The 20,611-nt window shown below is 70.3% G+C and carries 22 protein-coding genes; 5 read left to right on the top strand and 17 right to left on the bottom strand.

Annotated features, from left to right (window positions below):
- Positions 1–44 precede the first annotated feature (44 nt).
- From rdgB to PYS65_RS22455, 4 genes are all read right to left on the bottom strand, one after another.
- A complete protein-coding gene (gene rdgB, locus PYS65_RS22470) occupies positions 45–647 on the bottom strand; it encodes an RdgB/HAM1 family non-canonical purine NTP pyrophosphatase (protein WP_279335736.1) in 603 nt (200 codons plus the stop codon).
- A gap of 49 nt (positions 648–696) precedes the next feature.
- Complete coding sequence (locus PYS65_RS22465) at positions 697–1,095, bottom strand: hypothetical protein (RefSeq protein ID WP_279335734.1); 399 nt, start codon at positions 1,093–1,095, stop codon at positions 697–699.
- A gap of 138 nt (positions 1,096–1,233) precedes the next feature.
- Entirely contained in the window at positions 1,234–1,971 is a 738-nt protein-coding gene (rph, locus tag PYS65_RS22460; protein ID WP_279335733.1) for a ribonuclease PH, read from the bottom strand.
- A gap of 123 nt (positions 1,972–2,094) precedes the next feature.
- Positions 2,095–2,328 carry a PTS sugar transporter subunit IIB gene (locus tag PYS65_RS22455; RefSeq protein WP_279335732.1) on the bottom strand — a complete coding sequence of 78 codons (234 nt, stop codon included), beginning with the start codon at positions 2,326–2,328 and terminating at the stop codon, positions 2,095–2,097.
- A gap of 449 nt (positions 2,329–2,777) precedes the next feature.
- On the opposite strand from PYS65_RS22455, the gene PYS65_RS22450 reads away from it, so the two are divergent.
- Entirely contained in the window at positions 2,778–4,028 is a 1,251-nt protein-coding gene (locus PYS65_RS22450) for a PTS transporter subunit EIIC (protein WP_279335731.1), read from the top strand.
- 126 nt (positions 4,029–4,154) lie between these two features.
- On the opposite strand, the gene PYS65_RS22445 is transcribed toward PYS65_RS22450, so the two are convergent.
- Positions 4,155–4,904 (bottom strand): MBL fold metallo-hydrolase, encoded by a 750-nt coding sequence (locus tag PYS65_RS22445; protein WP_279335730.1) that lies wholly within the window; start codon positions 4,902–4,904, stop codon positions 4,155–4,157.
- Positions 4,905–5,124: 220 nt separating this feature from the next.
- Between PYS65_RS22445 and PYS65_RS22440 the strand changes: the two genes are divergently transcribed.
- The gene (locus PYS65_RS22440; protein ID WP_279335729.1) at positions 5,125–5,604 is read left to right on the top strand and encodes a type II toxin-antitoxin system PemK/MazF family toxin; all 480 of its coding nucleotides are present in this window, start codon (positions 5,125–5,127) and stop codon (positions 5,602–5,604) included.
- Between the two features lie 116 nt (positions 5,605–5,720).
- Here the strand turns inward: PYS65_RS22440 and PYS65_RS22435 are convergent, their stop codons facing one another.
- From PYS65_RS22435 to clpS, 7 genes are all read right to left on the bottom strand, one after another.
- Complete coding sequence (locus tag PYS65_RS22435; protein ID WP_109378356.1) at positions 5,721–6,671, bottom strand: PLP-dependent cysteine synthase family protein; 951 nt, start codon at positions 6,669–6,671, stop codon at positions 5,721–5,723.
- 6 nt (positions 6,672–6,677) lie between these two features.
- Complete coding sequence (locus PYS65_RS22430) at positions 6,678–6,965, bottom strand: MoaD/ThiS family protein (protein WP_279335728.1); 288 nt, start codon at positions 6,963–6,965, stop codon at positions 6,678–6,680.
- A gap of 123 nt (positions 6,966–7,088) precedes the next feature.
- Positions 7,089–7,184 carry a putative leader peptide gene (locus tag PYS65_RS34950; RefSeq protein WP_323056066.1) on the bottom strand — a complete coding sequence of 32 codons (96 nt, stop codon included), beginning with the start codon at positions 7,182–7,184 and terminating at the stop codon, positions 7,089–7,091.
- Positions 7,185–7,280: 96 nt separating this feature from the next.
- Positions 7,281–7,703 (bottom strand): M67 family metallopeptidase, encoded by a 423-nt coding sequence (locus PYS65_RS22425; protein WP_279335727.1) that lies wholly within the window; start codon positions 7,701–7,703, stop codon positions 7,281–7,283.
- 186 nt (positions 7,704–7,889) lie between these two features.
- A complete protein-coding gene (locus PYS65_RS22420) occupies positions 7,890–9,317 on the bottom strand; it encodes an amino acid permease (protein ID WP_279335726.1) in 1,428 nt (475 codons plus the stop codon).
- A 446-nt stretch (positions 9,318–9,763) separates the two neighbouring features.
- On the bottom strand, positions 9,764–10,366 hold the full coding sequence (locus tag PYS65_RS22415; RefSeq protein ID WP_279335725.1) for a DUF2017 domain-containing protein: 603 nt from the start codon (positions 10,364–10,366) through the stop codon (positions 9,764–9,766).
- A 56-nt stretch (positions 10,367–10,422) separates the two neighbouring features.
- Complete coding sequence (clpS, locus tag PYS65_RS22410; protein WP_279335724.1) at positions 10,423–10,740, bottom strand: ATP-dependent Clp protease adapter ClpS; 318 nt, start codon at positions 10,738–10,740, stop codon at positions 10,423–10,425.
- A 164-nt stretch (positions 10,741–10,904) separates the two neighbouring features.
- Between clpS and PYS65_RS22405 the strand changes: the two genes are divergently transcribed.
- The gene (locus tag PYS65_RS22405; RefSeq protein WP_279335723.1) at positions 10,905–12,257 is read left to right on the top strand and encodes a nicotinate phosphoribosyltransferase; all 1,353 of its coding nucleotides are present in this window, start codon (positions 10,905–10,907) and stop codon (positions 12,255–12,257) included.
- Between the two features lie 251 nt (positions 12,258–12,508).
- On the top strand, positions 12,509–13,102 hold the full coding sequence (locus PYS65_RS22400; protein ID WP_279335722.1) for a nicotinamidase: 594 nt from the start codon (positions 12,509–12,511) through the stop codon (positions 13,100–13,102).
- 38 nt (positions 13,103–13,140) lie between these two features.
- Here PYS65_RS22400 and PYS65_RS22395 read toward each other — a convergent pair whose 3' ends face one another.
- Positions 13,141–13,485, bottom strand: a complete 345-nt coding sequence (locus tag PYS65_RS22395; RefSeq protein WP_279335721.1) for a hypothetical protein — start codon at positions 13,483–13,485, stop codon at positions 13,141–13,143.
- 123 nt (positions 13,486–13,608) lie between these two features.
- The gene (locus PYS65_RS22390; protein WP_279335720.1) at positions 13,609–15,969 is read right to left on the bottom strand and encodes an immune inhibitor A domain-containing protein; all 2,361 of its coding nucleotides are present in this window, start codon (positions 15,967–15,969) and stop codon (positions 13,609–13,611) included.
- Between the two features lie 359 nt (positions 15,970–16,328).
- Here PYS65_RS22390 and PYS65_RS22385 point away from each other — a divergent pair, with 359 nt between their 5' ends.
- The gene (locus PYS65_RS22385; RefSeq protein WP_279335719.1) at positions 16,329–16,622 is read left to right on the top strand and encodes a hypothetical protein; all 294 of its coding nucleotides are present in this window, start codon (positions 16,329–16,331) and stop codon (positions 16,620–16,622) included.
- Between the two features lie 33 nt (positions 16,623–16,655).
- Here PYS65_RS22385 and PYS65_RS22380 read toward each other — a convergent pair whose 3' ends face one another.
- From PYS65_RS22380 to PYS65_RS22370, 3 genes are all read right to left on the bottom strand, one after another.
- Positions 16,656–17,366: an RDD family protein gene (locus PYS65_RS22380; RefSeq protein ID WP_279335718.1), complete on the bottom strand. Its 711-nt coding sequence runs from the start codon at positions 17,364–17,366 to the stop codon at positions 16,656–16,658.
- 103 nt (positions 17,367–17,469) lie between these two features.
- Positions 17,470–18,912, bottom strand: a complete 1,443-nt coding sequence (locus PYS65_RS22375) for an RDD family protein (protein WP_279335717.1) — start codon at positions 18,910–18,912, stop codon at positions 17,470–17,472.
- 174 nt (positions 18,913–19,086) lie between these two features.
- The gene (locus PYS65_RS22370; RefSeq protein WP_387037539.1) at positions 19,087–20,502 is read right to left on the bottom strand and encodes an FAD-binding oxidoreductase; all 1,416 of its coding nucleotides are present in this window, start codon (positions 20,500–20,502) and stop codon (positions 19,087–19,089) included.
- Positions 20,503–20,611: the final 109 nt, after the last annotated feature.

Here is a 20,611-nt window from a genome sequence, read left to right as displayed (position 1 = left end):
GCCTGCGAATCGAAGGATGATGCGCAGGCCGTCGCCATGCGGGCTCAGCCCAACAGCTCACGCACCGCCGGTACCAGGGCTCGGAAGGCCTTGCCGCGGTGGCTGATGGCGTTTTTTTCGGCGGCGGAGAGCTCCGCGCAGGTGCGGGTTTCGTCGTCGGGCTGGAGGATCGGGTCGTAGCCGAAGCCGCCGGTGCCGGCGGGGGTGTGGCGCAGGGTGCCCCTCAGTCGGCCTTCGACCACCCTCTCCGTGCCGTCCGGGAGGGCGAGGGCGGCGGCGCAGGCGAAGTGGGCGCCGCGGTGGTCGTCGGGGATGTCGGAGAGCTGGGCGAGGAGCAGGTCGAGGTTGGCCTGGTCGTCGCCGTGCCGGCCGGCCCAGCGGGCGGAGAAGATGCCGGGGGCGCCGCCCAGGACGTCGACGCAGAGGCCGGAGTCGTCGGCGACGGCGGGGTGGCCGGTGGCCTGGGCGAGGGCGTGGGCCTTGAGGAGGGCGTTGTCGGCGAAGGTGGTGCCGGTTTCCTTGACGTCGGGGACGTCGGGGTAGGCGTCGGCGCCGACGAGTTCGTGGGGCAGTCCGGCGTCGGCGAGGATCGACCGGAGCTCGGTGATCTTTCCGGTGTTGCGGGTGGCGAGGATCAGGCGGGTCATGGGGCCCAGTATTCCGGGCCCTGTGCCGTCGGCCGCTCGCCCCCTCGCGCTACGGGGTGCAGACCTTCGTCAGTTCGCCGGCGGCGTCGGTGACGGGGCTGATGTCGGGGGTCTTGTCGCCGTTCTCGATGGAGGTGCGGACGTTGACGGTGGCCTGTTCGAGGTCGTCGACGGCCTTGCCGACGTCGGCGTTGTCGGTCTTGTCGCTTATCTCGCCGAGGTTGCGCTCGATGGAGTCGAGGGACTCCTCGAGTCGGGTGACGTCGTCGGAGGCGTTCTCGACGGCCTGTTGGAGTTCGGTGACGCTGTCGGCGATGGCGTCGGCGGTCCGGACGCAGTCGAGTGCCTTGTCGACGGCGCTGCAGCCGGTGGTGAGTCCGGCGGTCAGTGCGACGGCCGCCAGGGTGGCGGCGACGGCTGTGGTGCGGCGTCGGCGGCTCGCGGCCATGGAACGGTTCCTCCTTGTCGGGCCGGGCGGCCCGTGCGTCCGGTCGGGCGTCCGGGTTCGTCCGTGCGTCCGTATTCCTTCAGACGCGGGGGTGGCCGGCGTGGTTGCCCGCGTCGGCCACGTCCCTTGGTGTGTCTTTTACCTTTCGAGGACGCTGTCGAGTGCGGCCTGCTGTGCGGCGGTCAGGTCCGCGCAGCCGGTGACGGCGAGGTCGAGGAGGCTGTTGAGTTCGGTGCGGTCGAAGGGGGCTGCCTCGGCGGTGCCCTGGACCTCGACGAAGCGGCCGTCGCCGGTGCAGATGACGTTCATGTCGGTGTCGGCGCGTACGTCTTCCTCGTAGCAGAGGTCGAGGAGCGGGACGCCGTCGACGATGCCGACGGAGACGGCGCTGACGGTGCCGGTGAGGGGCTGGCGGCTGGCGCGGATGAGCTTGTTGTTCCTGGACCAGTTGATGGCGTCGGCGAGGGCGACGTAGGCGCCGGTGATGGCGGCCGTGCGGGTGCCGCCGTCGGCCTGGAGGACGTCGCAGTCCAGGACGATGGTGTTCTCGCCGAGTTGCTTGTAGTCGATGACGGCGCGCAGGGAGCGGCCGATGAGGCGGCTGATCTCGTGGGTGCGGCCGCCGATGCGGCCGCGGACGGATTCGCGGTCGCCGCGGGTGTTGGTGGCGCGGGGGAGCATCGAGTACTCGGCGGTGACCCAGCCCTCGCCGCTGCCCTTGCGCCAGCGGGGGACGCCTTCGGTGACGGAGGCGGTGCAGAGGACCTTGGTGTCGCCGAAGGAGACGAGGACGGAGCCTTCGGCGTGCTTGCTCCAGCCGCGTTCGATGGTGACCGGGCGGAGTTGATCGGGGGTGCGGCCGTCGATTCGAGACATGGCGTCGAGCCTAGTCCCCCACGGGAAGGGCCCCTTCCGGGGTGGCGGGCTCGCCGCTGTCCGGAAGGGGCCCTGGGGGGCCGGGGGTTGCCCGGTTGCCGGGTTCGCCCGGTTCGCCCGGTGTCACATCATGTCTTCGATCTCGGCCGCGATGGGGTCGGCGTCGGTGCCGATGACGACCTGGATGGCGCTGCCCATCTTGACGACGCCGTGGGCTCCGGCGGACTTCAGTGCGGCGTCGTCGACCTTGGCGGGGTCGATGACTTCGGTGCGGAGGCGGGTGATGCAGCCTTCGATCTCCTCGATGTTCTCGATGCCGCCGAGCCCGGCAACGATCTTCTCAGCCTTGGTGGCCATGTTCGCTCTCCCTGATCCGAACCGCTTTGTCGCAGTAACCCACAGTTGGCCCATCCTTGCGAGGGGTCGTGCCGTCGGTGCCGAAGGAGGGCGCCACGACGGCGGAACCGCTCCCGGCTGGTCTACACCACCGGGAGGGCCCTCGCCAAACCCCGCCGCGGACGACTGCCGGCACCCCCGGGCGCGCCCGAGGAAACGGCCGCACCCTTCAGCCGACGCCAAGGGTGCTATATGCGGCGGCTCCCTTACAGTGGAGCCGGCCGTTCGGGCCCTCGGATCATGGATCCGGGGGCCTTCGGCGCACCCTCGGGGACGGTGCCGCGGACCGCCGGGCGGGCACGGCGCGTAGTGCTCCGGTTGCGGAATCGACGGGTTCCTTATATGGCCTTCATCGTGCTACAACAGGTCTACACCACTGAGTGGTGTAGACCACCACCGATGGAGGAAGTATGAGCACCGCCACCGCATCGGCGGCTCCCGCGAAGAAGCGGGGATCCGGCCTGATCCAAGGCCTGCAGAAGGTGGGTCGCAGTCTCCAGCTCCCGATCGCCGTGCTGCCGGCGGCGGGTATCCTGCTGCGGCTCGGCCAGCCCGACGTGTTCGGCGCCGACGGTCTCGGCTGGGACAAGGTCGCGGCCGTGTTCGCCACCGCCGGTGGCGCGATCTTCGACAACCTCCCGATGCTGTTCTGCATCGGTGTGGCCATCGGCTTCGCCAAGAAGGCCGACGGCTCCACGGCGCTCGCCGCCCTGGTCGGCTTCCTGGTCTACAGCAACGTCCTGAAGGCGTTCCCCGTCACCGAGGCGAAGGTGCAGGCCGGCGAGGACATAGCCGCGACCTACAACAACCCCGGTGTGCTCGGCGGCATCCTGATGGGTCTGCTGGCGGCGGTGCTCTGGCAGCGCTACCACCGCAAGAAGCTGGTGGACTGGCTCGGCTTCTTCAACGGCCGCCGTCTGGTGCCGATCATCATGGCGTTCGTCGGCACCGCGATGGGTGTCTTCTTCGGTCTGGTCTGGGAGCCGATCGGCGACGGCATCTCGAACGTCGGTGAGTGGATCACCAGCCTCGGCGCCGTCGGCGCGGGTCTGTTCGGCCTGATCAACCGTGCGCTGATCCCGGTCGGCATGCACCAGTTCGTCAACACCGTCTCCTGGTTCCAGATCGGCGACTTCACCAACGCCGCGGGCGAGGTCGTCCACGGTGACCTGAACCGGTTCTTCGCCGGGGACCCGGACGCCGGAATGTTCATGTCGGGCTTCTTCCCGATCATGATGTTCGGTCTGCCGGCCGCCGCGATCGCCATCGCGCACGCCGCCCGCCCGGAGCGCCGCAAGGCCGTGATGGGCATGATGATCTCCCTCGCCCTGACGTCCTTCGTGACCGGTGTGACCGAGCCGATCGAGTTCGCGTTCATGTTCATCGCCCCGGCGCTGTACGTGATCCACGCGGTGCTCACCGCCCTGTCCATGGCGATCACCTGGGCGCTCGGGGTGCATGCGGGCTTCACCTTCTCGGCGGGCGCCATCGACTACGGGCTCAACTGGAACCTGGCGACCAAACCCTGGCTGATCATCCCGATCGGTCTGGTCTTCGCGGCGATCTACTACACGGTGTTCCGCTTCGCGATCGTCAAGTTCAACCTGCCGACCCCGGGCCGTGAACCCGAGGAGGAGATCGAGGACACCACGAAGGCGTGAGTGGTCCTCGTCGTCCCCGTACGACAGCGTGACCGAGGCCCCGGAGCCGTCAGGGAAGACGGCTCCGGGGCCTCGGTCGTGCGTGGGCGCGGGCGCGGTCGTGCGTGGCCTCGGGCGTGCGCGGGCTCAGAGCACGTACGTCGCGCCGGGTGCCGCGAGTTCCACCGGGCCGTCGTAGACGGCGCGGGCGTCGGCGAGGTTGACCTGGGGGTCGGTCCACGGGGCGATGTGGGTGAGGACCAGCCGGCGGGCGCGGGCGCGGGCCGCCGTCTCACCCGCCTCGCGACCGTTGAGGTGCAGGTCGGGGATGTTCTCCTTGCCGTGGGTGAAGGCGGCCTCGCACAGGAACAGGTCGGTGTCGTGGGCGAGTTCGTCGAGCGCCCGGCACACTCCGGTGTCACCGGAGTACGTCAGCGACTTCCCTCCGTGCTCGAGACGGATGGCGTACGCCTCCACCGGGTGCGCGACGCGTTCGGTGTGCACGACGAACGGGCCGAGCTCGAAGGTGGAGGGCTTGACCGTGTGGAAGTCGAAGACCTCGCTCATCGAGGAGGCCGAGGGGGTGTCGTCGTAGGCGGTGGTCAGCCGGTGCTCCGTGCCCTCGGGTCCGAAGACCGGGATCGGGTCGCAGGGGCCTCCGTGCCGGTAGTAGCGCGCCACGAAGTACGCGCACATGTCGATGCAGTGGTCGGCGTGCAGGTGGCTGAGGAAGATCGCGTCCAGGTCGTAGAGACCGCAGTGGCGCTGCAGCTCGCCCAGGGCACCGTTGCCCATGTCGAGAAGCAGCCGGAAGCCGTCGGCCTCGACGAGGTAGCTCGAGCAGGCCGATTCCGTGGACGGGAACGACCCCGAGCAGCCGACGACGGTGAGCTTCATGAAGCAGAAACCTCCGCTGGCGGGGTGAGGGGAACGGGGGTCGTGCGGTCCGTCGAGCGTAAGACTCAAAACCTTTGGCCGCTCCTTCGCCAGGGACGGTTGTGGGGGAACTCACCTGTGCTGTCACCGGTTCGGATGGCCGCGGGTCGTGCGAGGAGTGTGAGGGGGCGCACGCTCGCGGTGCGCGCCGGGGCCGTCGGGTGCCCGGTACCGTCGGGTCATGGACACGTCGTGGTGGCTCGCCCTCGTCGCGGTGGTACTGCTCGCGCTGGTCGCCACGCTCGTCGACGGCTGGGGCCGGGGGCACCGGTCCCGCTCCGAACGCCGGACGCGGGCCTCGGGGGCGGCGACCGCAGCGACGGCCGACACGGCCGGCGGTCCGCGGCCCGCGGAGATCTGGTGGGCCGACGTGCCCTACGAGGACGGGCCGGCGGCGGGGGCCGGGGCGTCGAAGGACCGGCCGTGCCTGGTGCTGGCGGTGCGTGGGGAGCGGGCGACCGTCGCGAAGATCACGACGCGCTTCCGGGAGGGGCGCGGCGGGGTGATCCCGCTGCCGGCGGGGGCCGTGGGGGATGCCCGGGGGCGGGCGAGCTTCCTGGAGACGGACGAGGTGCGCGAGGTGCCGGTGCGGGGGTTCCGGCGCCGGGTGGGGGTCGTCGACCGGGCGCTGTGGGAGCGGGTGCGGCATCTGGCCCGGTGACCCGGTGGCGGGCGGGACGCCGAGGGCGCCGGGATCCCAGGACCCCACCCAGAACCCCGAAAACATCGAAGGGGCCGGAGTAGGTCTTCGGCCCCTTCGTGCTGTCCTCGTGCGGGTCACGCCCAGAGCTGGCCCTGGAGCGTGTCGATGGCTTCCTCCGTCGTGGCGGCGGTGTAGACGCCGGTCGACAGGTACTTCCAGCCGCCGTCGGCGACGACGAAGGCGACGTCGGCGGACTCCCCCGCCTTGAGCGCCTTGTTCGCGACGCCGATCGCGGCGTGCAGGGCGGCACCGGTGGAGACACCCGCGAAGATTCCCTCCTGCTGGAGGAGTTCACGGGTGCGGGTGACCGCGTCGGCGGAGCCGACCGAGAAACGGGTGGTGAGGACGGAGGCGTCGTACAGCTCGGGAACGAAGCCCTCGTCGAGGTTGCGCAGTCCGTAGACCAGGTCGTCGTAGCGCGGTTCGGCGGCGACGATCTTCACGTCCGGCTTGTGCTCGCGCAGGTAGCGGCCGACGCCCATAAGGGTGCCGGTGGTGCCGAGGCCGGCCACGAAGTGGGTGATCGAGGGGAGGTCGGCGAGGATCTCCGGGCCGGTCGTCGCGTAGTGGGCGCCGGCGTTGTCGGGGTTGCCGTACTGGTAGAGCATCACCCAGTCCGGGTGTTCGGCGGAGATCTCCTTGGCCACCCGTACGGCGGTGTTGGAACCGCCCGCGGCCGGGGAGGAGATGATCTCCGCGCCCCACATGGCGAGGAGTTCCCGGCGCTCCTGGGAGGTGTTCTCGGGCATCACGCACACCATGCGGTAGCCCTTGAGCTTGGCGGCCATCGCCAGGGAGATGCCGGTGTTGCCGGACGTCGGCTCCAGGATGGTGCAGCCCGGGGTGAGCCGGCCGTCCTTCTCCGCCTGCTCGATCATGAACAGGGCCGGGCGGTCCTTGATCGAGCCGGTCGGGTTGCGGTCCTCGAGCTTCGCCCAGATACGGACGTCGGCGGACGGCGACAGCCGCGGCAGGCCCACCAGAGGGGTGTTGCCCACCGCGGCCAGCGGCGAGTCGTAGCGCATCCGGGATCAGGCCGCGCCGCCGGCCACGGCCGGCAGGATCGTGACGCTGTCGCCGTCGGACAGCTTGGTGCTGATGCCGTCCAGGAAGCGGACGTCCTCGTCGTTGAGGTACACGTTGACGAAGCGGCGCAGCTGGTCGCCCTTGGTGTCGTCGACGAGGCGGGCCCTGATGCCCGGGTGCCGGGTCTCGAGGTCGGCGAAGAGGTCGGTAAGGGTCTCTCCGGTGCCCTCCACCGCCTTCTGACCGTCGGTGTACTGGCGGAGGATGGTCGGGATACGGACCTCGATGGCCATGGCAGGGGGCTCCTGTCGGTATGTCGTCTGGTCGGTGGGCGCGCGGCGGCGCGGGAGGTGTGCAGGCGTGCCTGCGCGGTGGGGCCGCCGGGGCTCACGGGCCGTACGGCGGGAAGCTCGGTGTCAACAGATGGCACTGGCGAGTCTGCACAGGTCGACGTGCAGCCGCGCCACGAGCAGCTTGCCCGGCGTCTTGTCGCTCACGTCATGGAGAACCATGAGCTCATCGTATCGATTCCCGATGACGGGAACCGAATGCCGTCTCATACTGCGGATGATTGACGACCGGGGTGTGGGAACGTGCAGATCGGCGCGTCAGTACGCCTCGACGACCTCGACCTCTTCCTCGGTGACTTCGCCGCCCACGATGCGGAACGAGCGGAACTGGAACTCGCCGAGGCCGTCGAGGTCGGCGGTGGAGACCAGGACGTAGTGGGCTCCGGGTTCGCCGGCCAGGTCGATGTCGGTGCGGGAGGGGTGGGCCTCGGTCGCGGTGTGCGAGTGGTAGACGATCACCGGTTCCTCGTCGTTGTCGTCCATCTCGCGGTACAGCTTGAGCAGGTCCTTCGAGTCGAACTCGTAGAACGTGGGTGAGCGGGCCGCGTTCAGCATGGGGATGAAGCGCTCGGGGCGGCCGGAGCCCACGGGACCCGCGACCACACCGCACGCCTCGTCGGGGTGGTCCTTGCGTGCGTGGGCGACGATCTGGTCGTACAGGGTCTGGGTGAGGGTCAGCATGAGGTTCAGGATAAGCAGAGGGCCGTCCCGTACCGAGGGGTGGTACGGGACGGCCCGGATGCCGGACGCCGGGACACCGGACGCCTTGAACGGTGGTCGTGCGGGAGTGCCACGAGTACTCCCGCACGACGGGTACGGTCACCCGGCAGAACCCCACGGCCGGTGCTCCGGCACGGCCGGCAGGAGCTAGCGGCTGATTTTCGCGAACTCCGGCTCGCGGCCCTCGGTGCTGCGCGGGCTGCGGTTCTTGAGGACCATCCAGCCGATGCTCAGGACGATGGCCCAGCCGGCCATCACGTAGAGACAGATCCTGGCCTCCGCGTCGATCGCGATGAGGGCGGTGACGAAGAGCAGGAACACGATGGCGATGTAGGAGCACACCGAGCCGCCGGGCGCCGGGAAGGAGGAGGCGGGCAGCCTGCCCGCGACCACCTGGCGGCGGTAGAGGATGTGGCTGATCAGGATCATCAGCCAGGTCCAGATGCCGGCCGCCGTGGCGATGGAGGTGACGTAGCCGAACGCCTTCTCCGGGACGACGTAGTTCAGAACGACGCCGATGCCCATGAAGACCACCGAGGTGGCGATGCCGAGCGCCGGGGTCCTGCTGGAGGACAGCCGCTTGAAGGTCCGCGGGGCCTCGCCGTTGTCCGCGAGGCTGCGCAGCATGCGGCCCGTGGAGTACATCCCGGAGTTGCAGGAGGACAGGGCGGCGGTCAGCACGACGAAGTTGACGATGCCGGCGCCGGCCGGGATGCCGATCTGGGCGAAGGCCGCGACGAAGGGGCTGACGCCCGGCCCGAACTCGGTCCACTTGACCACGCACAGGATGACGGTGAGGGCGCCGACGTAGAACAGGGCGATGCGCCAGGGCAGGGTGTTGATCGCCTTGGGGAGGGTCTTCTCCGGGTTCTTGGACTCGCCGGCCGTGACGCCGACGATTTCGACGGCGAGGTAGGCGAACATGACGCCCTGGAGGGTCATCAGGGACGACCCGATGCCCTTGGGGAAGAAGCCGTCGAAGGCCCAGAGGTTGGACACCGCGGCGGTGTCCCCGGCGGCGCTGAAGCCGAAGGTGAGCACGCCGAGCCCGATCACGATCATGCCGATGATGGCGGTGACCTTGACCATCGAGAACCAGAACTCGATCTCGCCGAACATCTTCACCGAGATGAGGTTGGCCCCGAAGAGGACGAGCAGGAAGACCAGGGCGGTGACCCACTGCGGGATCTGCGGGAACCAGTAGTTGACGTAGATCGCGGCGGCCGTGAGTTCGGCCATGCCGGTGACGATCCACATCAGCCAGTACGTCCAGCCGGTGAAGTAGCCGAAGAACGGGCCGAGGAACTCCCGCGAGTACTCGGCGAAGGAACCCGAGACCGGGCGGTAGAGCAGAAGCTCGCCGAGCGCCCGCATGATGAAGAAGATGATCACGCCGGCGAGGCCGTACATGACGATCAGGCTGGGTCCGGCCTTGGCGATGTTCGCTCCGGCTCCCAGGAAGAGGCCGACGCCGATGGCGCCGCCGATCGCGATCATCTGGACTTGCCGGCTGTTGAGTCCGCGCTCGTACCCCTCGCCGGATACGGACTCCGTGTCGACCTGCGGTGAGGCCATGTGGCATGCGCCTTTCTCCATGCCGATCCGGGCCGCTGGTGGGCCCCGGATCGGGTCTCGGTCCCCCCGGACTGATGGAGCTGAGCGGGCCCGCTCACGCCTGGCCGGCGGTTGCCGACTCGTGGCTCACCCGACGAACGCATGAGTGGCGTTCACCTGGTGGTCGTGCAGATCTACCACGGTCGCAACACTGATCAGCAGCCGTTTGTGACGCACACCACAGGAGGAAGTGGGCGAAGGTCGCCCGAGGAGCACATAGGAGGCGAAAGCCTTGACAGGATCGCCACGCGGACTTGAGTGTTCTCTGAGCGAACACGTCGGCGGACTTTCCCGAACATACCGACCGGTTGCCCGACATGGGCGGCGTCGCTCCGCCGAAAGCGTGGCGCCGCACCGCGACGGGCGGCGACTCGGCCCTGCGGCGGGCGGCGGCGGGCGTGGCGCGCCTACGGCATGAGGGTCTCGACGAGGGTCTCCTGGAGGCCGCCGAGCCACAGGTACGCCATCACCATGGGCTTGCGCGGGTCCTCGTCCGGGAGGCGGAAAAGGAGGTCGGTGTCGCCCTCGTCGTCGATCTCCAGCCGGGAGCCGATCGCCAGGCGCAGGTCGTTCAGCGCGCCGAGCCACTGCCGGGACTCCCCGGCCGAGAGCTTCAGCACCGCCCCGCCCTCACCGGCCGCGGTGAGGGCGTCCAGGGAGCGGATCACCGCGAGGGCGTTGTCGCGTTTGCCGGCCCGCAGGTCGTTCTCGGTGAAGCGGCGGAACTCCGCGGAGTGCGCCCGCTGTTCCTCGGTGTCCTTGAGGGAGTCGGGCTCCTCGGGGTCGCCGTAGGCGTCCGGGAAGAGCCGGCGCAGCACCGGGTCGGTGGGCGGCTCGCTCGGGCCCTCGGTGAAGAGTCCGGCGAGCGGGTCGTCGGGGGCGTCCTCGGCCGGGCCGGGGCCGAGGAGCTCCATGAGCTGCACGGCCAGGGAGCGGATGATGGAGATCTCGACGTCGTCGAGGGCGACGGCCGCGCCGCCGTCGGGGAGCGGTTCGAATTGTCCTGACATGGAGGCGATTCGCTACTTCCGGTCACGCGGGCGGGGGTGGGTCGGGTCCGGCGTGGTCACTTCCGGTCCTGCTGGAGGGTGGCCCACAGGCCGTAGCCGTGCATGGCCTGGACGTCGCGTTCCATTTCCTCGCGCGTGCCGCTGGAGACGACCGCCCGACCCTTGTGGTGGACGTCGAGCATGAGCTTGGTGGCCTTGTCCTTGGAGTAGCCGAAGTACGTCTGGAAGACGTACGTCACATAGCTCATGAGGTTGACCGGGTCGTTGTGGACGATGGTGATCCAGGGGACGTCGGGCTCGGGTACGGCGAAGGCCTCTTCCGCCGACTCGGTGCGTTCGATCTCCAGGGGTGCGGGTGACGTCACAGTGCCCATGCTGCCACCGGAAGGCGTCAAGAGCACAAACCGGCCCGCACGGGCCGTCATACGTCCGGGTTTCACCCGGAATCACCTGCGGGACCGCACCCGCGACCGGCCCCGGCCGGTCCGTGACGGGATAGAAATCGTCAGAGTGACGAAATGGGGGTAGCATTCGTCGTATGAACACAGCGGACCTTGGGTTGCCGGTGGCTGTTCCGTCCACGGCGCTCTTCACCGACCACTATGAGCTGACGATGCTGCAGGCCGCCCTGAACGGTGGCACCGCCGACCGGCGCAGCGTGTTCGAGGTCTTCACCCGGCGCCTGCCGGACGGCCGCCGCTACGGCGTGGTGGCCGGCACCGGGCGGGTCCTGGACGCGGTGGAGAACTTCCGTTTCGACGGGGCCGTCCTCGACTTCCTGCGCGAGAAGAACGTCGTCGACGGGCGGACCCTCGACTGGCTGGCCGACTACCGCTTCTCCGGCGACATCTGGGGCTACCCGGAGGGTGAGGTGTACTTCCCGGGCTCGCCGATCATGCGGGTGGAAGGCAGTTTCGCGGAGTGCGTGCTGCTGGAGACCGTGATCCTGTCGATCCTCAACCACGACTCGGCGATCGCCGCGGCGGCCTCCCGGATGTCCTCCGCCGCCGGGGACCGGCCGCTGATCGAGATGGGCGCCCGGCGCACCCACGAGCTGGCCGCGGTGGCCGCCGCCCGGGCCGCGTACCTCGGCGGCTTCACCTCCACCTCGGACCTGGCGGCCGGCTTCCGCTACAACATCCCGACCGTGGGCACCTCCGCGCACGCCTTCACCCTGGTGCACGACAGCGAGCGGGACGCCTTCCGGGCGCAGGTCGACTCCCTCGGCGGCGGTACGACACTGCTGGTGGACACCTACGACGTGGCCGAGGCGGTCCGCGCGGCCGTCGAGGTCGCCGGGCCGGAGCTGGGCGCCGTACGGATCGACTCCGGTGACCTGCTGCTGGTGGCGCACCGGGTGCGGCAGCAGCTGGACGAGCTGGGCGCCACCGGGACGAGGATCCTGGTGACCTCCGACCTGGACGAGTACGCCATCGCCTCCCTGGCCGCCGCGCCGGTGGACGCGTACGGCGTCGGCACCCAGCTGGTGACCGGCTCCGGGCACCCGACGGCCTCCATGGTCTACAAGCTGGTCGCCCGCGCCGAGTCCACCGACCCGAAGGCACCGCTGGTGCCGGTGGCGAAGAGGTCCACCGGTGGCAAGACCTCCGTCGGCGGCCGCAAGTGGGCCGCGCGGCGGCTGGACGGGGACGGTGTCGCCGAGGCCGAGGTGGTCGGCACCGGGCAGGTGCCCGACGCGCTGGCCGACCGGCAGCTGCTGGTGGAACTGGTCAAGGGCGGCGAGGTGACCGCGACCGCGCGCGAGCCGCTGGACGTGCTCCGCGAGCGGCACCGGGCGGCCCGCGCCGAGCTGCCGCTCTCCGCGACCCAGCTCTCCCGGGGAGAACCCGTCATTCCGACGGAGTACGCGTGCGAGGGCTCGGGTAGCTAGAACTGCGTGTCCCGCTGCACGCCCCGCACCCGCCGCGCGCACGGCTCCCCGGCCGGGACCCCGGCCCGTCGTGCCGCACACCTGTCCGCACCGCTCCACGTTCGATCCCGCACTCGATCCCGCACCCGACCCTCCGTTCGATTTCTCGTTCGATTTCGTGCACGATCCGTACCGATCCGCACTCCACGGGCCCGGAGCCTCACCGGCCGGGTCCGCTCCCCACCCGACCCCACAGCCGAAGGACTCCGACCATGCGCCGCGCCTTGATCGTCGTTGACGTGCAGAACGACTTCTGCGAGGGGGGCAGCCTCGCCGTCACCGGTGGTGCCGACGTGGCCGCCGCCATCACCGAGCTGATCGCTCAGACCCCGGCCCCGGCCGGCTACCGGCACGTGGTGGCCACCCGCGACCACCACATCGCCCCCGGCGGCCACTTCGCCGACAACCCCGACTACGTCAGCTCCTGGCCCGCGCACTGCGTCGCCGGGACGGAGGGCGCCGGCTTCCACCCGAACTTCGCCCCCGCGGTCAGCTCCGGCGCGGTCGACGCCGTCTTCGACAAGGGGGCGTACTCGGCGGCGTACAGCGGCTTCGAGGGGACCGACGAGAACGGTGTGACGCTGGCCGACTGGCTGCGGGAGCGGCAGATCGACGAGGTGGACGTGGTGGGCATCGCCACCGACCACTGCGTGCGCGCCACCGCGCTGGACGCCACCCGCGAGGGCTTCCGCGCCCAGGTCCTGCTCGACCTCACCGCCGGGGTGGCCGCACAGACCACCGAGCGGGCGCTCGAGGAGCTGCGCGGAGCGGGCGTGGAGCTCTCGGGGAAGCCCGTCGTGCAGTAGACGCGCAGGAGGCGTGCGGTGACCGCGGGACCGCCGGGTCAGGCGGGGGCCGTGGGGCGCCCGAGCAGTGCCCTGATCGGATGCCACAGCTCCACGGCCGGCGCGGTGCCGGCCAGGACGCCGCTGCCGGGTGCCGTGCGCCAGATGAGCCCGTCGGGATGGTGCAGCACCGCGGTGATCTCGTCGGGGCTCGGCGGGGCCGCGTTGCCCCGCAGGTAGACGGCGCGCAGGCCCAGGTTGCGCAGCCTGGTCAGGGCGCGCGCCCGGTTGCCCGCGTGCACGAGGAAGCGCACCGAGCCGGTGGGGCCGGCGGCGGGGCTGGGCAGGTTCAGCGCCACCACCACGGTGCCGTTCGGCAGCTTGCAGAAACCTCCTGCGGCCATGGATGTCATACCCCCGTCGGACCAGGTGTCAATAAGAAAGCCACAGGACGCACCTAAACACGGATCGGCGGCAACCCGCCAGGGGGTCACCGCCGATCACGCTCTGAGCTGCGAAAACGCTGTTTACTTCGTCGCGCGGCCCACTTCGAGGTGGATCGTCGAGCCGTTTCCGGACTCCTTGACGATCTTGATCTTGGTGTTGGTGTCAGTGATCTGGACACCACCGGTCGGGTTCGTCCCGTCGTAGTAGGTGTTCGTCCGGTCGTTGAAGACCGGCACCCCCTTCGAGGAGCGGATCTTGGTCGCGACGCCGTTCTTGTGCAGCGTGATGCCGTCCGTGCGGAACGTGCTGAACGGCGCGTCGTACGTCTGGATACGGTTGCGCATCAGCGTGCCGTCGGACCACTTCAGCGCGGTCGGGTGCGAGTCGACCGGCAGGATCAGGCCCCTGCCCGGGTGGCGGCTGGTGTTGTTGTCGGCCTGGGAGGTGTCCCACTTCCAGATCAACAGGCCGTTCTGGTACGGGAAGTGCTCCACCCAGTCCGGACGGCTGTTCGCGAAGCCGAAGTTGTACGGGCCGACCTTCAACGTCTTGTCGTACGACACGTACTGGCGGTTCTCGGCGATGTAGTACTGCGCGTAGTCCTTGGTGAAGGACGCTCCGATGCGGGAGAAGCCCTTCGCCGTCCAGGCGGCGTCCGCGGTCTCCGCGTCGTCCGTGAACAGGGCGGTGCCGTCCGCCGTCACCGAGATCCGGTCGGCCGCGAAGCCCTTCATCGCCAGGCCGCCGTCGGTCTGGTAGCGGAAGCGCAGGTCGATCCGCTGACCGGCGTAGGCGTCCAGCGGGTACGCCAGCGGCTGGTAGCCGTCGACCGTGCCGTGCAGGGCCGGCTTGTCGCTGCCGTCGCGTGGGATCGGCCGGCCGTCCACCGTGCCGTCCAGGGCGGTCCAGTTGGCGCCGTCGTCGGTCGAGACCTCGGCGTAGAGGAAGTCGTAGTCGGACTCGATCTCGTACCAGCCGTCGAGGGTCAGCTCGGCCGACGCCTTGCCGGTGAGGTCCACCGAACGGGTCAGGGTGTTCCTCAGGTCGTCACCGCTGCCGCTCCACCACTGGGTCTCGCCCTCGGCCGGGACGACCACCTCGGTGGTGACCGCCTTCTCGGGCAGCGCGACCACGAGAGCCTGCTTGTCACGGGTGTTGTACTCGGCGGGGCCCAGCTTGTGCTTCGACTTCGTCGCGGCCTTGGCCGTGTCGTAGTCCAGCCAGCCCAGCTGGAGCTTGTCCCAGGCGGTCATGTCGCCGGGCAGGTCACCGATCTCGTTCTTGCCGGTGCCGAGCCAGGAGCCGGAGGACATCAGGGTCCAGAAGCCGGTGGAGTTCTCACCGCCCGCGGTGTCGTAGTGGTCCGGCAGACCGAGGTCGTGACCGTACTCGTGGGCGAAGACGCCGAGTCCGCCGTTCTCCGGCTGGATGGTGTAGTCGCCGACCCAGATGCCGGTGTCGCCGATCTGGGTGCCGCCGAGCTTGTTCTGCTCGGGTCCGGTGGCGCCGGCGTCGGTGCCGAAGGCGTACCAGCGGTGGGCCCAGATCGCGTCCTCGCCCTGGGCACCGCCGCCGGCGGACTCGTCCTCACCGGCGTGCACGATCTGGAAGTGGTCGATGTAGCCGTCGGGCTCGTTGAAGTCGCCGTCGCCGTCGTGGTCGTAGCGGTCCCACTGGTCGTACTCGGCGAGATCGGCGCTGATCTCGGCGCCGGTCCGGCCGGCCGCCTTCTGGTCGTCGACCCAGGCGTTGACGCCGTCCTGCACCACGTACCAGGCGCAGTTGTCGGGAACGCACTGGTTGGAGCCGTAACGGGCCTCGTTGTAGGGGACCTTGACCCAGTCGGAGACCTCGCCCTCGACCGAGTAGCGGCCCGAGGACTGCTTCTCGTAGTACGTCTTGAGCGACTCGACACCCTTGCCGGTGCCGAAGTACATGTCCTCGAAGTGCTTCTGGTCGTAGTCCGCCTGCCACGCGGTGGAGTTGTCCACCCTGCGGTCCGGCTCGGCTATCTCGTTGTGCAGCGGGCCGCGGGTGCCGCCGTAGCGGCTGTCGATCTCGTCGCCGAACTCGACCAGGATCGTGAAGATCTTGTCGGTCTTCTCGCGGCCGAGCTCGACGTACTTGCCGGTGCCCTTCTTGCCCTTGCCCTTGAGTTCGACGACCTTCGAACCGTCCCGGTTCTTGACCGACGCCTGGCCTGATATGACCTGGTTCAGGGCCTCTTCGCGCTGTGCCGTCCTTGTCTTGGAGAGCGGCCCCGCGAGGTCGTGCTCCACGTGCTGGTGCTCCGCCGGGTCCTGTCGGTCCACGGTGGCGGGCCGGTCGGCCCGGTCGGCCGTGTCGGCCTGGGCCACGGTGAACGCAGAGCAGGTGGCGGTGACCGCCGCGAGCGCCACGCCCGTCGCGGCTGCTCTGAACGTCCAGGGTCTACTGGTCACTTGAGATCCCCTCCCGCGTTCGTGCGCGCGAAAGCAGGGTCCGGGTGATGGATGGTCGCGCACACGTGATCAACGCGTGTAGTCAAGTGACCACATTTGACTAAAGGTTCAGCAGAAAAAACAGACCTTGACTTGAACAGGACAATTGCATTATGCAGAGGCGCCGTTGACTTCGCGGACACGCCGGGCACGGCCGTGCGGACGGCATGACTCCGTGCGCCCCCTGTGCACCGGCCCCGTCGGTCAGGTCACGCTTACCGTGCGTTCCGCTCGGGCACGCTCGCGGTGAGAGTCGCCTGGCGGCACACCGTCGAGCCGGTGGAAAGCCAGGCCGCCAGCCCCCGATTCCCGAGGACACGATGGCCATGCCCCGTCCGACTGTCGCTCAGCTCGTCTACGGTTCGTGCACCGTGGTCTTCTCGACCTTCACCATGCTGCTGTTGTCACAGACGAGTTCGGGCGCGGGGATCGCGCTCGTCGTCGTCGCGGCGCTCGCCCTCGGACTGCTGGTGGCCATGACGGTGCCGCTCTCCGGGCGCACCCGTCCCGCCCCGGTGGTGCGGTCCGCGCCGCAGGAGCCGGTACGGGCGACCGTGCCGTCACCGGCAGCCGCACCGGCCCGCGAGGCGGTGCGGGCGCGGGCCGTCTCCTGACGGGTGCCGGGCCGGCCTCGAGCCGGCCCGGCGTCATCGTGTGCTCACCACGACCGTCTTGGCCGCCTTGTCGTGCAGGCCCTGCTTGTAGGGCCGGTCGAAGAAGCTCCAGCCACCCGCGATCACGGTCCAGACGCAGGCGCAGCAGAACGCGAACGGCAGCCAGAGCACGGCGGCACGGGTCAGTGACGTCTGCGTGGACGGGGTCGCGCCGTCGGACAGGTCGGCCACCCTCAGTTTCAGCCACTTCTTGCCGAGGGTCTGCCCCGTGCGGGCCGTCATGAACGTGTCGTAGCCGATGTAGAGGACCGCGGCGATGAGGGACTGGGCGAAGGACTTCCCCGCGTTGATCTGGTCGCCGTTCACGTTGTACTCGCTCACCCCGAAGGGCCAGGTGAGCAGCCAGAGGACGATGCCCACGAGGATCATGTCGATGATGCGGGCGAGGGTGCGCCTGCCGCTGTCGGCGAGCGGCGGCATCCCCGCGAGGGGGTCGCCGGGACCGGACCCGTAAGGGCCGCCGGGGCCAGGCCCGTAGGGGCCGCCCCCACCGTACGGACCTCCGCCACCACCGCCGTACGGGTCACCGCCACCACTGCCGTACGGGTCACCGCCACCCGCCTGCGAACCGCCGCCCGCGCCCTGGTGCGGCGGCGGGGGCTGGCTGCCGGGTGGGGGCTGCTTCTTGAACGGGTCGTCGTCCGGCGGCTGCTGACCGGAGCCGGGGGGCGGTTCGGTGCTCATGGCCCGAGTCGACCGCGAACCCCCCGGCATCGCATCCGGCGAGCCGCCGTCCGGAGTACCGGCGCCGGGACGATCCGTCAGAGAATTTCCGGCGGAAAAGGCCCTAGCCCGCGACGAACGTGTGTGCGGCCTTGTCGTGCCAGCACTGCCGCCACGGCTTGTCGAACAGACACCACAGGACGCCCACCACACCGATGACGAGCAGACCGGGGATGCTGTAGACCAGCCAACGGCGCAGGGCCGCGCCCCACTCCGGCGCCTCGTGTCCCTCGATGTCCCGTACCTCGAGCCCCATCAGCTTCTTGCCCAGGGTGCGGCCCCATGTGACGGTGGGCAGCACCTCGTAGAGGACACCGCCGACCAGGAGGACGGCGAGGACGATGCCGAGGTGGACCGACGTGGTGCCGTCGAGCAGCCACACCGTGACGGTCTCGCCGGACAGTTTGGCCGCGTCGATCTTCGCTTTGATGTGGTCCGCCGCCGCGATGCCGAGCGGCACGGCGGCCACCGCGGTGATCCCGCCGAGCAGGACCGTGTCCAGCAGACGCGCGACCAGCCGCTTGCCGAGTCCCGCGGGCCGGGCCGAGGCCTGGCGTCTGGCGGCAGCCTGGAACACGTCCTCGACCGGTGGCTTCCACGGCGCGGGGGGCCGCTCCTCCCCGTCCGTGCGCCGGTTCACCTGCTGCGCCCAGGAGGACTGCCCCCCACCGGGGCCGCTCGACAGCGGCCCCGGTGCCGGTGCCGGGGTCGGGGCGGGGGCGGGGGCGGGAGTCGGAGCGGCGGCCTGCGGAGGGACGGCTTGCGGAGGAACGGCCTGCGGAGCGGCAGCCGGGGTGGCGGCGGCCGGACTCCCGTTCGCCGCCTGGGCGGAGACGGCGCGGGCGGCACGCGCGGCGGCGGCCTTGCCGGCCCCGAAACCGGGCCCCCCGGACGGACCCTTGCGCGGGCCGGCGGCACGGAAGGTCATGGTGCCCTCCTCCGCCGGGGCACCGCCGGAGGACGGGGCGGGCCCAAAAGAGGCGGCGGGCGCGGTGGGCGACTGCGCCGCCGGCGGGTGGAACACGAACTCGTCGTCCGGGGGCGTCCCGCCGGCGTCCGGACCGGGGGCGTGCGGCACTCTCGGGTCCGCGCCCCAGGAGACCCGGCGGTCCTGGTCGCCGCCGAAGCCCGACTGGCGGGAGCGGTCGGCGCCCCAGGCGGAGGCGGGCTCGGGCCGGCTGCCGTGCTGGGATTCGGCCGGGGAGGGCGACGGAGAAGGCGGCGAAGAAGGGGATGAAGAAGGGAACGGGGAGGAGAACGGGGACGGTTCGTCGGCCGGGTCCTCGTCGAAGAAGTGCGGGCCGGTCTCCTCGGCGGAGGGCGCCGGAGCGGTACCGGCGGACGCCGCCGGCGCGAGGGGCGCGCCGCCGCCCTCCGGTGCCGGACGGCTCGTGCCCGGCACCCAGGCGGCACCGTTCCAGTACCGGACGTACCCGGGAATGGACGGGTCCGGGTAGTAGCCTTCGCGCGGCGTGTCGTCGCCGGGGGCCGGGGTGGGGGCGCTCATGTCCGTCGTCCCGTATCTGCTCGGGGGTGGGTCGGGGGAACCACATCTATCAGACGGGCGCAAGCATCACCGCCCGTCCGGCCGGACCCACCCCTTTCGGGCGCCGATCTGGTACCGGTACGAAAAACCTTTCGTACCGGTGCGGTGGGGAAAGGCGGTGCGGGCAGCGGTCGTTCAGAAGAGCTTGCCCGGGTTCAGGAGGTTCAGCGGGTCGAAGGTCCGTTTGACGGCCCGCTGCATCTCCAGGCCCACCGGGCCGATCTCGCGCGCCAGCCACTCCTTCTTCAGGACACCGACGCCGTGCTCGCCGGTGATGGTGCCGCCGAGTTCCAGGCCGAGGGCCATGATCTCGTCGAAGGACTCGCGGGCGCGGCGCGACTCCTCGGGGTCCTGGGCGTCGAAGCAGACCGTCGGGTGGGTGTTGCCGTCCCCCGCGTGGGCGACGACGCCGATGGTGAGCCGGTACTTCTCGGAGATCCGTTCGACGCCGTCGATGAGTTCGCCGAGCCGGGAGCGGGGCACGCACACGTCGTCGATCATCGTGGTGCCCTTGACCGCTTCCAGCGCGACCAGGGACAGCCGCCGGGCCTTGAGCAGCAGTTCGGACTCGGCGGTGTCGTCGGCCGGTACGACCTGGGTGGCTCCGGCGGCCTCGCAGAGCGCGCCGAGGGCGGCGAGGTCGGCGGCGGGGTCGGTGGTGTCGAACGCCGCGAGCAGCAGGGCCTCGGTGCTCTCGGGGAGGCCCATGTGGGTCATGTCGTTGACGGCCTTGACCGTGGTGCGGTCCATGAGTTCGAGGAGCGAGGGGACGTGCCCGCCGGCCATGATGCGGCACACCGCGTCGCAGGCGGCGGCGCCGGAGGCGAACTCGGCGGCCAGGACGAGCTGCTCGGGCGGTTCGGGCCGCAGGGCGAGGACCGCGCGCACGACGATGCCGAGGGAACCCTCGGAACCGACGAACAGGCGGGTCAGGTCGTATCCGGCGACGCCCTTGGCGGTGCGGCGGCCGGTGGACATCAGGCGGCCGTCGGCGAGGACCACGTCGAGGCCGAGTACGTACTCGGCGGTGACCCCGTACTTCACGCAGCACAGCCCGCCGGAGGCGGTGCCGATGTTGCCGCCGATGGTGCACGTCTCCCAGCTGGAGGGGTCGGGTGGATAGAAGAGGCCGTGCTCGCCGACGGCCCGGGAGAGGGCGGCGTTGACGACGCCGGGTTCGACGACGGCGATCCGGTCGACGGGGTTGATCTCCAGGATGGCGTCCATCCTGGTCAGGGAGAGCACGATGCATCCGTCGGTCGCGTTGGCGGCGCCGGACAGGCCGGTGCGGGCGCCCTGCGGGACGACCGGGACGCGCAGTGCGGTGGCGGTGCGCATGACGTGCTGGACCTGTTCGACCGTACGGGGCAGGACGACCACCGCCGGGCTGCCGGCCGGGCAGAAGCTCGCCATGTCGTTGGCGTAGGAGGCCGTGATGTCGGGGTCGGTGAGCACCGCTTCGGGGGGCAGGCCGCCGAGCAGGCGGTCGACGAGGATGTCGGCCGGCACCGTGTCTTCATCGCGTCGCGCTTCGATACGGCTCATGATCACAGCGTGACACCCAGGGCCATCGGTGTGAACCCCGCGTACGGCACCCGGTGGTAAGCCGCCGTGAGCCGGGGTGTGGTTCGTCGTATCGACAGATGATGTGACGCACAGT

The sequence above is a fragment of the Streptomyces cathayae genome (assembly GCF_029760955.1).
GTDB lineage: Bacteria > Actinomycetota > Actinomycetes > Streptomycetales > Streptomycetaceae > Streptomyces > Streptomyces cathayae.
The sequence above is the reverse complement of the archived record's forward strand: the minus strand, read 5'-3'. Positions and strand labels throughout refer to the sequence as shown.